The organism is Paludibacter propionicigenes WB4 (genome assembly GCF_000183135.1).
Taxonomy (GTDB): domain Bacteria; phylum Bacteroidota; class Bacteroidia; order Bacteroidales; family Paludibacteraceae; genus Paludibacter; species Paludibacter propionicigenes.
The window spans coordinates 573,386-588,832 of record NC_014734.1 but is presented as its reverse complement, the minus strand read 5'-3'; the positions used below and the strand labels follow the sequence as shown (position 1 = coordinate 588,832).

Annotated in this window: 10 protein-coding genes and 1 pseudogene; all 11 read right to left on the bottom strand. The window is 40.1% G+C overall.

The window, feature by feature from the left end; all coding sequences use genetic code 11:
- Positions 1-120: 120 nt before the first annotated feature.
- Positions 121-1,431: an aminotransferase class III-fold pyridoxal phosphate-dependent enzyme gene (locus PALPR_RS02380; protein WP_013444008.1), complete on the bottom strand. Its 1,311-nt coding sequence runs from the start codon at positions 1,429-1,431 to the stop codon at positions 121-123.
- Positions 1,432-1,512: 81 nt separating this feature from the next.
- Positions 1,513-2,622, bottom strand: a complete 1,110-nt coding sequence (gene menC, locus PALPR_RS02375) for an o-succinylbenzoate synthase (protein ID WP_013444007.1) — start codon at positions 2,620-2,622, stop codon at positions 1,513-1,515.
- A 354-nt stretch (positions 2,623-2,976) separates the two neighbouring features.
- Positions 2,977-4,470, bottom strand: coding sequence for a M14 family zinc carboxypeptidase (locus PALPR_RS02370; protein ID WP_013444006.1), 1,494 nt, complete (start codon positions 4,468-4,470; stop codon positions 2,977-2,979).
- 45 nt (positions 4,471-4,515) lie between these two features.
- A complete protein-coding gene (gene iadA / locus PALPR_RS02365) occupies positions 4,516-5,679 on the bottom strand; it encodes a beta-aspartyl-peptidase (protein ID WP_013444005.1) in 1,164 nt (387 codons plus the stop codon).
- 95 nt (positions 5,680-5,774) lie between these two features.
- Positions 5,775-6,177, bottom strand: a pseudogene (locus PALPR_RS02360) (GxxExxY protein).
- A gap of 192 nt (positions 6,178-6,369) precedes the next feature.
- Entirely contained in the window at positions 6,370-7,974 is a 1,605-nt protein-coding gene (locus PALPR_RS02355) for a YfcC family protein (protein WP_013444004.1), read from the bottom strand.
- 89 nt (positions 7,975-8,063) lie between these two features.
- Positions 8,064-8,903 (bottom strand): cyanophycinase, encoded by an 840-nt coding sequence (locus PALPR_RS02350; protein ID WP_041620148.1) that lies wholly within the window; start codon positions 8,901-8,903, stop codon positions 8,064-8,066.
- 9 nt (positions 8,904-8,912) lie between these two features.
- On the bottom strand, positions 8,913-10,049 hold the full coding sequence (locus tag PALPR_RS02345; RefSeq protein WP_013444002.1) for a PKD domain-containing protein: 1,137 nt from the start codon (positions 10,047-10,049) through the stop codon (positions 8,913-8,915).
- Between the two features lie 24 nt (positions 10,050-10,073).
- The gene (locus PALPR_RS02340; RefSeq protein WP_171805014.1) at positions 10,074-10,952 is read right to left on the bottom strand and encodes a DPP IV N-terminal domain-containing protein; all 879 of its coding nucleotides are present in this window, start codon (positions 10,950-10,952) and stop codon (positions 10,074-10,076) included.
- A 21-nt stretch (positions 10,953-10,973) separates the two neighbouring features.
- Positions 10,974-12,320, bottom strand: a complete 1,347-nt coding sequence (locus PALPR_RS02335) for a RagB/SusD family nutrient uptake outer membrane protein (RefSeq protein WP_013444000.1) — start codon at positions 12,318-12,320, stop codon at positions 10,974-10,976.
- Between the two features lie 3 nt (positions 12,321-12,323).
- Positions 12,324-15,389 carry a SusC/RagA family TonB-linked outer membrane protein gene (locus tag PALPR_RS02330; RefSeq protein ID WP_148226412.1) on the bottom strand — a complete coding sequence of 1,022 codons (3,066 nt, stop codon included), beginning with the start codon at positions 15,387-15,389 and terminating at the stop codon, positions 12,324-12,326.
- Between the last annotated feature and the right edge of the window lie 58 nt (positions 15,390-15,447).

Below are 15,447 nucleotides of genomic sequence, written 5' to 3'. Positions count from 1 at the left end.
ATTAATTCAATGAATATCAGACATAAACAATAATAAGATCCCATTTAACTAACTTTTCTATTAGGCTTAAGCCAAATAGACTCTGAGATTCTTTTTAAAGCAGTATATTTCTTTTAAGAATCAATCAAGTACAGCCAGACATCTGTCCAAAATTTCGAGCATAAGTTTAATTTCATCAATTGTAACATCCATAGTCGGTCTAAAACGAATGCTATCGGTACCGGCTTCCAGCAATATCAGTTTTTCATTGTCCTGAGCATGCTCAACCAACTTCATCAGGTTATCAGGATTGACCAACGAAAAGCCCTGATAGAGCCCCATGCCTCTGATGTTTCTTATTTTATCCGGATATTTGTTTTTGAGTGCATCGAGTCCGTCGAGCAGGATCGTTGTTTTCTGTGGCAATGCATCTAAAAGATGTTCGCTTTCCATCACCTTCATTTCCTGACAAAAACGAACCATATCGGCCAGATTACCACCCCAGGTTGAATCGAGAATGCCCTTGTCTTCCATGGGATAAAGCATGTATACAACTCCGTTAGCCAGTTTTTTACCGGAGGCAATAGCCTGTGGCGGGTAAGGTAAATTGTAGCTGTCCACCGAGAAGAAAGTACCGGTTTGTCCACCGGCTGTTTGCACCTCGTCAAAGCCTAAACTAATGTCAAATTCGTGCGCAAGCTTACTTAATTCCTGAAAGAAATAAGGCTCCGTGGCACGATGTCCACCGGCTCCCTGAATAGGTTCTACAATAATACCCACAATTTCGTCGGGTGCTGCTTCTATTTCTTTACGGATGGCTGCCAAACTTTCATTGACTGCCTGCCTGTTTTCGGCTGCCGGTCTGTCATTATCTATAGCCGGAAAAGGCACTTTGATATTATCCACCGTCATGTGCTCAAAATTACGGTTAATGACCGGCACATGCGATAGTTTAGTGATGTTGAGCGTAAAAATAGTACGCCCATGAAAAGCCTGATCGAAATAAATCACCCTTTTAGCACCAAGAGGTTTATTCTTCACCTTCATCTTGGCATCATAAAGGTTGATGAAGTATTTCAACATATTCTCGATCGCTTCCGCACCCGAGTTTACAGCATAAATCTCCAGATTGGGGTTGGCCATACACAGGGGAGCTAATTCGTAGAGCTTCCTGTAGTATTCAACACATTCCGGTGTCAAAAAATCAGGATTGGCCATCTTGTTATTGGCCGCATAAATCAGCTTTTCGATATAATCGGGCTCAAACATTTTCGGGTGATTGTGTCCGATAAGTCTCGAACCATAATAACCACACCAATCAAACAACTCATCGCCATCAACAGTGTGTATCCACATACCATGCGAGTTTTTCAGATCCACTACAAATGGAAATGGCTGCATGATGACGTATTTCGAGAACTCGTCTAAATAAACTTTACTTTTTTCGTACATATTTTTGGGGAATGAAGACAAAAGACAAAAGATTAAAGAACAAAGAGCAAAGACAAAAAGAGCAAAGACAAAAGATGTGCTTTACAAAGTAAATACTTCGGTGCGTACAGTCATTTTTTTCAACTGACCGAGGTTTACTTCCACGCCAATGCCCGGTCCGGTGGGAACATCCATTGTACTATCAGCATTGATTACAAATTCAGGATCAACCAGATCCTCCAGGTAGTGACGTTTGCTGGAAGATATATCGCCGGGTAACGTAAAGTTTGGCAACGATGCCAACGCCACATTACCTGCACGTCCAATGCCCGATTCCAACATGCCTCCATGCCATACGGGTACGTTCATCTTCTGGCAATAGTCATGAATGAGTTTCGATTCGGTAAATCCACCCACACGCCCCGGTTTGATATTGATAATACTACAACTGCCCAGTTCAATACCCGCACATGTATCGGCCAGCGAGTGGATACTTTCATCGAGACAAAGCGGAGTTTTAATTTCTTTCTGTAGTTTTGAATGTTCGTAAATATCGTTGTAACCCAAGGGTTGCTCTATCAATTCCAACCCGTAGGCATCCATTTTTTTGAACAACTCAATGTCTTTAAGCGTATAGGCTGAGTTGGCATCTACCCACAGTTGCAAGTCGGGATATTCTTTGCGCAGTGCTTCCACCACATTCAGGTCGTTGCCCGGAGCTATCTTTATTTTAATGCGTTTATAGCCTTCTTTCAGATAACCTTCTACTTTTTGAATCATTACTTTGGGCGTTTCCTGAATGCCAATGCTCACACCTGCATCAATCTTGGTGCGTACACCTCCCAACATTTTGGATAAAGATATGTTTTGCGATTTGGCAAAAGCATCCCAAAGTGCCGCTTCCAGTCCGGCTTTAGCCATGTTATGTCCGCGGACTTTATCGTATAAAGCAATGGCATCAGCCACGCTGCTAAGCTCTTTACCCAGCACAGCGGGAATCAAAAAATCGCGCAGGATATGCCAGGCTGTCGGTACTGTTTCGTACGAATAAAATGGCGTTCCTTCAGCCACACTTTCACCCCAGCCAGTAATTCCTTCACCATCTACACGAACAATAATATGCTCTTCGTCCAGTTCCACACCCATCGAAGTCACAAACGGTGCCCGCAATATCATCTTGATATGGATGAGCTCAATACGATCTATCTTCATACACTATATTTTTAAATGGATACACATTTTATTATTTAAACCAGTAATCTATTGTTTAAACATCGGCTACTATTTAAATCATTTATTTATTATTTGAACCATTAAGGAGTTAAGATTATTTAGATCTCAATTTCCTTAATTCCTTAATGGTTGAATTTCAAACACTGATCAATAATCTAAACCATTAAGAAGTTGAGATACATTAAGATCTCAATTCCCTTAATTCCTTAATGGTTGAATTATCTTAGGTTGAATTATCCTAAGTTGAATTATCTTAGGTTGAATTATCTATGATTTAAGCCACTTAGATGTTGATATTATTTAGTTTCTAAAATGGTTCAACTTCTTTTAAACTTACTTTTTCACAACCCGCAATACAGGGAACTTCTCATTCGCTTTCAGTAATTGGCTATAGCCTGTATAAGTCACCAGTCCCAGTTCCGATTTGGGTTCCAACGCAATGACAATCATGTTTCCTTTGAGCTGCGCTGTTGGAATATAAATATAATCTGAAGCTTTTATTGCAGAGTTTATTGTTACGGCTTTTACTCTGGGGTTGACAATTATATCACCTTCAAAATCCATCGAGTCGATAGCTGCCACTTCATATTGCTCAATCTTTAGCTTAGACGATGGCTTATAAGTTGATGTCGAAAAATTATGGCGTTTAGCCCAATCCAATAATAGTTTACTGCTTTTAGGAATCAGATATCCTTCCGGTTTCGAAATGCTAGTGATAGGTTTTACCACTGGCCGGTAGTCTTTCACCATGATGATACTATCCTTACCAGTGGAATAAGAATAAACCGGCAGTGGATGTTGTTTTCCATTTTTCACGTGCTCCATCTGAATGGCAACAGTTTCAGGTTGTCCCTTTATCAAATTCAGACGTTGGCTAGCTACCATTCCTTTGATTTGCGTATGATTCCGGGCAGCAAATTCAAGCAAAGCAAGCATACCGGTTTCCTGACCTTTGGCACGATGCTCCAGACTGTCTTTAAAAGTATCAAAACCATTCAGCCCTTCCTGGATAAGCGAAAAGGAGTTTTGTATCCCGAAACTTTGGCGTCCGTCATTTATATCAAAGGTGCTATGGCGAATGTAATCTTGTTCAGGAGGCCCACCGGGTGCATAAATAGAACTTGAATACTGTTTTTTAGTCAGGTAATTGTGATAAAACGGCACAAAGACCTTGTTGGAGAAATCGCGTATTTCAGCCGGAATATTTGGGTTAGTATTTACCCCGATCAATTCATCGGAGTTGCAACGATATCCGTATTTTTTCCATGCTTCGCTAAAATAAGGAGCATATTCATGTACATCCATATTTACATCAAAAAGATATTTATCGAAAAAAGTATGGAGAGCAATCGCCTCGGGTTCTTCCAGTATCAAATGATTCCGGTTCAGGTCGGCATTATGCCCGTTACGACGTTTATTTTGCTCTGCACCATCCGGATTCACCTGAGGTACGAGTGCCAGATCAATATGCTCAAACAAATATTGGTTTTCCGGTTTTAGCAGTTCGGCAGCCAATAACAAAGCACCTTCTTTACCCGACTGTTCGTTGCCATGCTGCTGTGCAAAAATCAGAACTTTTAGTTTTTTCGGGTCTTTGCCAAACTGCGATGATGAGAACTTAAGCGCATACACATTGCGATTTTCTGCAGTCTGACCGATTACTTCCAACGCGAGTTTTGGGTTTTGCGCAACCAAGTCTTTGAGGTATTCCGATAATTCGGCATAAGTGGTTGGTCGGGAGAAATTGTTTTTTTCAAGCGGTGTTTTTAGTTCACGCCCAATAACCAACATAGGGATCGTTAGCAACAGTAGAAGTAGCTTCTTCATTTATCAATCTTTTATTATGAATACTAAAGTAAATAAGGTTTGTAATTATTCATACATTCCTTTTCTCAATCGTTTATAATTATGCGTGAATAATTGTCCGCGGGCAATAACATCCGAAATACCAAAATCAGCATCGATAACCACCAGATCAGCATCTTTACCGGCAGCAATGTATCCTTTCCCTTTGAGTTTCAAAATATCGGCAACATTCGAAGTAACCACCTTTACAGCTGTTTCCAGATTCATGTTTTCCTGCAAAACAGCATCTCTCAACTCGGTGAAAATTGAACTTGGATAACCCATATCCACTTTAATCAGCTTACCTTGTTCGTCGAATAGAGGTAAAGAACCATTGCCGTCTGATGTAAAGGTGATATGCTCAACCGGAACACCTGCTTGCATAAGCAAACCAAGAGCTTTCGACGGTTTAATTTCATTTTCCATATCGTAGGGATACGAACTGGCTGTAAGGTCCACATATCCATGCACGCCGTATTTCTTAGCATCTTCAAAAATGTAAGGATTACGGGTGCAGTGTGTGGGGTAAAATTGTGTCAGTTTCAGTTCGCTATTATTCACCGCATCGTAAATCGGTTGAAACGGATTCTGAGCATCACCCATGTGAATATTCACGATTCCGGCTTTACCTCCGAGCATACCACCTACCCGCGCATGTTCTACCAATCGGATAAGTTCGGGTGTAGTGGGACAAGAACTCCTATGATCGGACAGTGCCACTTCGCCTACACCAATGACTTCTTCAATCATGGCAATATCCTTTGCTACATCTCCAAACATAGTGGGCGTTGGCACCTGATATGCTCCGGTGTACATAAATGCAGAAACTCCTTCTTGCTTCAGGCCCTTTACCTTCATCAACACCGATTGCAATGAACGGGTAAAACCATCGGTTCCCAAACATCCAACGATGGAAGTAATGCCACCATTAATCATATGCGAAAGTTGCATCTCGGGAGTTCGTGTGGCAGGACCGCCTTCTCCACCTGCCCCTGCTATATGCGCATGAGCATCAATCAAACCGGGAATCAATTTCTTACCTGTACCATCAATCACGGTAATATTCAGATTTTTCAAAGATGAAATATCAATGGATTTTTCTATGGCGATAATTTTTTCACCACCTACCAAAACATCATTTACCCCTAAACAGGCAGGCTGATAAACAGCTATATTTTTAATCAGAATCATTTTGTAATATTATTAGTATTCAGTTTTTAAAACCATTAAGTAGTTAAGATACATTGAGATATTAATTTACTCAATTCCTTAATGGTTTAATATCTTTATTCAGGTAATCGCCTGAAATATTCATTTACAAAAGGTTTCAGGGTGCTTGTTATATTATCAGTAAAGAAATTAATCAGTAATCCTTGTGGTTTTTTCAACAATTTCATGTACGTAAGTAGCTGCGCTTCATGAACAGGCAGTACATTTTCTACAGCTTTTAGTTCAACTACAATCCAATCGTTTACCAGTAAGTCCAGTCGCAAATCAATTTCCATTTCTAAATCATCATATAACTGGTATGCGAAGTTGTTGCTTGACATTCATTCCGCTTTTCTCCAACTCATATTTCAGGCATTGTTCATAAACACTCTCCAATAGACCCGGACCTAGCTTTTTATGTACTTTTATTGCACAGCCGACAATGTCGTAAGAGAGGTGTGTGATTTCCTTTTTTGTCATAGCGGTGAATTATTCAAAACATTAATCTATTATCTTAAACCATTTAGAAGTTAAGATACATTAAGGTCTAAATATCCTTAACTCCTTAATGGTTTAATTTTAAATATTTATCTATTAATCTATTCCTCAAGATCTAAGTATCATTGATTCCTTAATGGTTATAGTTTAATCATTAATCAATGGTTTCACTCCTTAAAATCCATTCAGTTTAAGTACAACCGTCGGGATTAGCAATATGAATCCAAGTATAATCAGCATAATCATCAGTGGCCAAACCCATTTAACCCATTTATTATAGGGTATTTTAGCAACACCCAAAACGCCCATCAACACTGCTGAGGTTGGGGTAAGCATGTTGGTAAAGCCGTCGCCAAACTGGTAAGCCATAATGGTAGCCTGACGCGAAACACCAATTAAATCTGAAAAAGGTGCCATGATAGGCATTGTCAGTGCTGCTTTTGCCGAGCCCGATGGCATCACCAGATTAATCATGGTTTGTATGCCATACATAATGCTCAACGAAGCATATTTACCGACATTCTGCATTGCACCGGCAATGCCATGCAACATCGGATCAATTACCTTACCGTTTTGTAGAATAACAATAATACCTCCTGCCAGACCAACAATCAATGCTGCCGACAGAATATCTTTTACTCCTGCCAGAAAAAGATCCGTGATTTTGTTTGGCGAGTAATTCATCGCCATTCCACTAGCAATTCCCATTCCGAAAAACAGGGTGGCAATTTCCATTACATACCACTGATATCCCATCACACCCACAATCAGATACAAAATGGTAAAGATAAAAATATTCAGGATGAAGAAGTGCACCGATTTGCGTAAAGCCACAATGCTGCTAATGGCAAAAATAGCTGTAAGAATAGGTATAATAGGCACTGTCAGTTTAGCCTGACCGATACTTAATGACGACATGGGGTATTTAAAAGCAAACAAGCACATCACAACCAGCAGAAAAACGAAGGTAATCCAAGCTGAGCGTGGAGTTTCGTATTTAACCTCTTCTGATTGACTGTTATTACGATTACGCCAGTATTCATCTTCCTCATAAACCGGTGATTTTGTAGGGTCTTTTTTTATTTTAGCAGCATAACGTAAGATAAAAATGATACCAATAAGGGTAATGACTACCCAGCAAAACAGTCGGTATTCAATGCCGGAAAACAGCGGAACATCCGACAGTCCTTGCGCAATTCCGATAGTAAACGGATTAAGCGTAGCTCCTGCAAATCCAAGCCCTGCAGCAAAAAAGCAAAGGCAAACTCCCACAATGGAGTCATATCCCATGCTTATGGATAGAGGCACAAAAATGATGATAAAAGCAATGGTCTCCTCGCTCATGCCAAACACTGAACCAAACAGACTGAATACAATCATGATTGAGGTCATGATGATATTGTTTATCCCTATTCTTCGAATAAATTTTATTTTCTCCAGCTTTTGGGTAGAACGTAAAAAAGCCATGATGGAAACATCAATCGCTTTACTTTCATTCATAATCCAGAAAGCACCGCCAATGAGAAGAATAAAGATAATGATGTCGGCTTTACTCACAAATCCATCAAACATAGCTGAGAATATCTGCCAGGTTTGGGGCTGATTATCTACCGTATGATACGAATCGGGGAGAATGATATTTTTGGTACTTCCATCTGCTAAGACTTTTTGAGTGTGTTTGTATTCTCCTCCTGTAACAAACCATGATGAAACCGCTGCAATAACAATGAGGGAGAAGATGATAACAAAGGTATGAGGGAATTTTCTTTTTGAAGCCATTCTGTTTTATTGAGGTAAAAGATAAATGTAGTAACGAAATGGCGAATATAAGAAATATTCGCCATTAGCTGTTAATTGAGAGTAATTTCTTAGTAGATTTTAAAGCTGTCGCCTGCCAGATAAACATCCAGTTTAAGTCCCTGAGCACTTAGCTGTCCGTTTCTATTGAAAATCTTAGCTCCTTTGTTTCGCAACACAATTACCTGACTTACACCAAACACAGTTGCTTTTTTACCTTCTACAAATATAGCCGTTGCTTCATCAATACCAATACTCATGTGGTTCGGATTTTCCAACCCGTAGGACAACATGCGGTTGTAGCGTTTACGCACGACAAAGTGCTGATCGATGGTTACGTTTTCCAGAAATCCCAGTCCTTCTTTGGTTTCTACATTTCCGGCTTCAATGCAAGTAAAATTATCATCCGGGTGTTTTAAAGCGTTACCTGTAACCATGATCTTGCTCATCAACGAAGCACCGGCACTGGTACCAGCTATCAAAGCACCTTTATTATACGCATCGTGAATGGCTTCATTGATGCCGGTTCCTTTCGTAATATCTAAAAAGCGCATCTGATCGCCCCCGGAGATAAATACGAGACAAGCGTTGCGAATTGAATCCAGTCGTTCTGCTGATACCGGATCTCCCTTTTGAATGTTGTAGGTATATATTTTTAAATTGGGTATATCTTTAAAAACGATGCGAATTTCTTCTGCATTTACCAAAGGTTCTTCTTCGCTTGACATAGGCAGGATGACCATATAGCCAGCCTTGTCCAACCCCGATGCTTTGAGCATCTGGTCGCGCATAGATACATTCACTTTTCCACCACCAATAATAAGGAGGCTACCTTTTTTTGTTGCTGCATAGATTGTAGTTGTTGCCAGTATACTGGCTGCAAACATGCAGATCATTACTACTTTTTTCATATAAACTAATTATTTCTTCTTTCCAAACACAATGGCTCTTGGACTGGAACCTGCTTTTGTATACCATGTTTCTATACCAGATCCGTCCAGATTCGCACGCATAATCTTACCTGCGCTACGGTCACCCCAATAGATTTTTTTGTTAGTAGCCTCATATCCTAAACCAAAAACGATTTTGCTAATGCCTGTAGTAACGGTACTCATATTGCCACCACTCAAATCGGTTGATTTTAAATGAATATCCCCACTTGCCTCATAATAATCGAAGTACAGCTTATTCCCAACAACGAGTGTAGAAGCACCTTCAGGAGTCGGTAAAAGTTCGGTTTTAGCCGTACCGTCCAGATTGATTGACCAAAGACCGCCATCGTAGTTTATCCAATACAACTTATTGTGGACAGCATCAATGGAAACACCTTCTGGATCGTTATCCTGCCCGGTAACAAAGTCTTCCACATCGGTTGGATTAGTGCTTGATAAGTCGGTTCGTTGAATGCCGGAATCGGTATCCCAATATAATTTTCCGGTTTTAAAGTCAATAGCCAAACCATCAGGGCTGGACAATCCGCTTCTGAATGTAATTATATCACCCGTTTCGGTGTCGTATCGGTAAATAATGTTAGCATCCGAATCAGATATATACAGTTTAGAATTCAGGGTGTCGATAGCCATTCCGTAAGAAGCGCTGAACGGACCAATCGGCAAAGCCGAGAATGCAGGTGCTGTACCATTTAAAAAGCCTTTATAGACTAAGCTTCCATCGGTAAAATAAGTTTGAATACCCGATGCATTTGGATCTATAATTGCAATGGTTTGAGTAGATTCACTGATCTCCTGCGAGATATCCGTTTTTACGGACAGTTTAACCGTGAAAGTTCCCGGCTGAAGAAAAGTATGAACCGGATTTTCATCGGTCGATCTGTCTCCGTCGCCAAAGTTCCATGTATAATAAGCTTTGCCTACGGTTGCCGGAACAATGGACTTATTTGTAAACGTGGCTTTGGCCGGAATATAACTATCGTTGTCTATAATAAAGGTGAACTTAGAAACTGTACTGGCTGCCGGTACAGGAAAATCATCTTTTGCACAAGAGTTGAATAACAAAGTAACAACCACTAAAGCTAATAAAGCTGGAATATTTTTCATTTTCTTCGATCTTTAATGGATTAATTAATATTTTAAGAAAATACCGCGTGGTTTGCCCAAGCCGGTGGCTAAAGTTACTTTCTTAGTTCCGTTTAAGTTAGCCTGATAAATTTCTTTGGTATCACGTCCCGACCAATATACTTTGGAATTCTCCACATCCAGGGCAATACCGTAAATACGCGACTGAGTATTATCAATTTCAACCGGATTGGTACCATCCAGATTCGCACGATACAAACCGCTCACGGTGCCATCATCACTCTGAGCATCAAAATATATTTTATTATTCTTGTTATCTACAGCAATGGCATATCCGTAATATCCGCTTAGGATAATACTTGTACTTGAGCCATCCTGATTAGACATATAAAGATTGTTATTATTCGTATCGCAGAAGTAAAGCTTCTTGTTGATCGGGTCAAGTGCCATCGAGCGGATAGCACCACCATCGATCTTGATAAAACCGGTTACCAGACTATCACCATTTAAATTACAACGCGACACATTACCGTCACCATCACCCCAATATACCTTACCGTTAGTTAAATCTAAGGCAATGCTATGAGGATCCTGAATACCCGAGACTAACACTTTGGGATTAGTACCACCTACATCCATTTTCCAAATTTTTCCATTGGGAGTATCGCTGTCGGCAAAATCACTGTAATAGATTTTCTCGTTTACTTTATCATAAGCAATGCCTGCTCCTGAAATTCCACTCGCCAACGCCTTGGGAGTCCCTCCGGCGATGGCAATCGTTTCTATATCTTCATTATCAGTATCCATAAAATAGATACCCGTATATTCCTTTTTTGTAATCGTACTTTCATCGTCTTTTGAACAAGAAGCAAAAGTTACAGCCGATGCTATGACTAATATACAAAAAAATAGGTTTGTTTTCATACTCATCTTATATTCTGTGTTTTAATTATATCCGGGATTCTGTTTCATTTTGGAATTCGCGTTAATCTCCGACAAAGGAATCGGGAATAGCATTTTATAGGACTTCGTTACATTGGGCAACAGATCAAGAGCTCGGTTGGTACGTACCAAATCAAACCAGCGATGACCTTCAAAAGCAAATTCCAGTCGTCGTTCTTTTTCTATGGCCAACAACAAATCAGGCATGGTAGCAGCATCGGTATTAGCCAGACCTGCACGGTTACGAATTTTATTTATATCGTCCTGAACGTTAGAGATGACTCCTGTTGCTGAATGCGCTTCAGCTTCAGCCCGTATCAAATACATTTCGGCTAAACGCAGTACTATTATATTTTTATCACCCAAACTCATATCTTTATATTTTTGTGCGTAGTTATACGTCACACTATCAGCAATAGAGCTAACCAGTCGCTTGTCAGTTACCTCATAGGCAGTAACTAAAGTCGGATCGGGTTTTGCCTCTCCTTTGCCATTCATTACTTTCGGAAAATTGAATTCGGCAACACGGTTACGATTTTTAGCGTCGAATTCAACTTCGAAAATGGTTTCAGGACTACCTTCCGTAGCAAAAACCTGAGCAAAACTAGGCAAGAAAGTATATCCGCCTTTTGTAATTACGTCGTTAGCCTTTTCGTAGGCTAAAGCATAATTTTTCTGGTACAGATAGACCCTTGCCAGCAAAGCTGTTGCAGCATACTTTGACGCTCTGGTCTTTGTTGATGCGGAAGCCGGAAGATGTGCCTCGGCATACTTCAAATCGGTGATGATTTGTGTAAAAACTTCGGTGGTTGTATTTCTGGGTACATCCAGGTTTTTAGTTCCCACAGTTGCTGTAGTTTTAACAGGAATGGCTCCGAAATAATTCATCAGATTAAAATGATTCAGTCCTCTTAAAAAATAAAGTTCGCCAAGCGCTGCCGCTTTTTCGTCGTCGGTCATGCCAGCCATTCCGGGCACTTTATCTATAACACTGTTCGCAACATTTATAGCAGAATAAATACTCGCCCAGATATTTTCAACCACTCCGTTTTCGGACAAAAGGGTATTGTTATCTATCTCTGCATAATCAACCTGAGTAGCATCTGTTGGATGTACAAGGTTATCGGCTGCCATGTCGGAAGCAATCAGATAACTTCTGCCATAATAACCAAAACTCTGAAGCTCGGAATAACTTCCCAAAATACCTTTTTCGATACCTGCTTTATTTTTAAAAGCCTGTTCAGCTGTTATCTTATCGGCCGGATCCACATCCAATGTATTGCAAGCCGGCATTATGACTAAAGAACTAAGAACTATCAGTTGATAGAAATATTTATATACTCGTTTCATTTTTTAGAACTTTATGTTTACACCAAAATTATAACTTCTCGCTTGCGGATAGGTAAAGAAGTCAGTACCTATAATTGAATTGTCGTTACCAACATAATTCACTTCAGGATCTAAGCCACTATAATGCGTAAAAGTGAACAGATTCTGAGCCGTAACGTACACCCGGAGGTTTTCCAGCTTGAATTTTTTAATCCACTCCTTTTTTAGTGTATAGCCTAGGTTTACATTTTTTATCCTCAAATACGACCCATCTTCGATAAAGCGTGAAGAAGCACGGCGATTGTTGGCTGTAGCCGTAGCATCGGAAGTAGCACGGGGAATGTCGGTTATATCACCTACATTTTTCCAACGACGGGTGACAGATTCCAGCTGGTTATCACCCCCTGTGAGCGACTCCAGATAGAGGCGTGAACCGTTGAACACATCATTGCCATACGAAAATTGAAGGAATATGCTTAAATCAAATCCTTTATAATTAAACGTATTGGTAATACCTCCGATAAAATCAGGTTGAGGATTGCCCACAATAGTCCGATCGTCAGCATCAACTCTTCCATTTTTATTTAAATCGGCATAAACACAATCACCCGTTGAAGGGTCAATACCCAGCCATTTATAATTGTAGAAAATACCGATAGGTTGTCCCACCATGACCCTATTACCTCCCCGGCCAATATTATCGATAGGTTTGTTGTTGTATAATTCCAATACTTTATTGCGGTTAGCAGATAGGTTGAACACAGTAGTCCATTTAAATGCACCATCCAAATTGACAGTTGATAAATTAAATTCAAAACCCTTGTTTTCAACCCGCCCTATGTTCTCTATAACGGATGAGTACCCCGAACTTTCAGGAATCAGGCGATCCAGCAAAAGATCTTTTGTTTGTTTATTGTAATAATCTACCGTCAATGTAATTCGGTTATTAAACAAACTCAAATCGAGACCCACATTAAACTGTGCAGTGGTTTCCCATTTTAAATTAGGATTAGGAATACCGGTAGGATAATAGCCCGATTGCTCATTATAGGCAGTAACGCCATACAGTTCTTTATACAAAAATGGGGTAATATCATCGTTTCCTGTCAAACCATAACTGGTTCTGATTTTTAGTTCACTAATTTGTTTTGGTAGATTAAGCCATTTTTCTTCAGCCAATCGCCATGCCAACGAAGCTGAAGGGAAAAATCCCCAACGATTGTTCGGTCCAAATTTAGAAGAAGCATCGCCACGACCAGAGAAAGACGCTATGTATTTATTGTCGTAATTGTAATTCAAACGACCAAAAAATGATTCAGTTCCTTCATCCAACGCATTGGCATAGGATTGCACAATGGTAGCTGCTGAAACAGTATACTGAAGGTTCTCATCCGGATAATCCTGCGCACGCGTAAACGAATAACGGTTTTGTTTCTTTTCAAAACTATAGCCGGCTAAAATATCAAAATCATGTTTTTTGAGCGAAAAATGATATTTCAGCGTGTTATTCGAAACAGCATTCATCACATTGTTGTAAGCCTCAAATCCCAATCCATTGTATTTCTTCCCTTGAACCGTATTGTATTCAAAAGCATGTTCCCTGAAATTCAGGAAATCAATTCCCCATTTAGTAGAAAAAGTCAAACCGGGAATAATGTTGTAGTTCAAGAATGTATTACCAATGGTTCGGAATGAAAAATTTTGGTTTGTTGCTCCGTCAACAATAGAAATGGCATTGGAATACGGTCCGCTCTGATTGTAAGAACCATCGGCATTATACACAGGAAAAATAGCCGGAGTTGAAATTCCGTTGGGTAGTACACCATGTGTCGACTGATCACCTTCTACGCGATCGGTCTTTGCATAAGAAATACCCAAACTGGCACCTATCGATATTTTGTCGGTCAAACTGTGATCTAGATTTAATCGGCTGTTCAAACGGTTGTAATCTGTTCCTTTCAGAATTCCATCCTGTTGAAAATAATCACCGCTTATATAGAATTTGGTCTTTTCGTTTCCTCCTGCAACCGATAATTCCACTTTAGTTGTTGGAGCTGTACGGAAAATTACATCCTGCCAGTTTGTATTCACGGTTATATTATCCATCTGGCTTTGCGTAAATCTCTGCGAACCTGCCAAATCATTGCTATATTCCATCCAACCGCGAGCATCCAGCATCTTGAGTTTTTTACCAACTTGCTGTACTCCATGCATTAAATTCACACTCAAGGTACTCTTTTGGCTTTTACCCCGTTTGGTAGTAATCACCACCACCCCATTGGTTGCGCGTGCTCCGTAAATAGAAGCAGCCGCAGCATCTTTTAAAACAGTTACAGATTCAATATCAGAAGGATTTAAATCCGATAATGCATTGGTCCCCTGCCCTTCATATCCTATCTGTGCATAATCACCCGTGGTAACCGGAATTCCATCAATAACATACAGAGGTTGATTAGAGCCCGAAACCGAACTCACACCACGAATTCTGACCGACATAGCGGCTCCCGGAGTTCCGGAATTTTGTGTTACCTGCAACCCGCTGGTTTGTCCCTGCAACACACCATCAATGGTCGATACCGGTATTTTATTAAGAGTTTCTGAATTTACAACACCTACCGACCCTGTTAGTAATGCCTTTTGTTCAACAGCATAACCCACGACTACCAATTCATTCAACAAAGTGGCATCAGGCTTCATCACTACATTAAACACCGTACGAGAACCTACAGTAAACTGTTGCTTAGTATACCCGATAAAGGAAAACTCCAACACGCTCGATTCGGATGGAACCGAAATGGAATACGTACCATCGGACTGAGTAATCACCCCGGTTGCTTTTCCCTTAATTGCAACGGTTGCACCGGGCATAGGGTAACCTTCATTGTCAACGATTTTTCCGCTGACCTTGATCTCGGATGCCGGAACTGAGGGAGTGGTAGTTTCATTACCTGCTACTAATTTCGTCGAACAAATAAATATCAGAAAAAGAATCTTCAATAAGTTTCCTCGCGTGCTCAACTTACCCGATGGTTTTATCCATGCCAGTTTATGCACTGCAATGGAAATTAAATTACATAATATTGCTCTCATTGAGAAAATAAATTTTGGGTGGAATTTTACAATAATTACATCTTTAAACAAAATACAT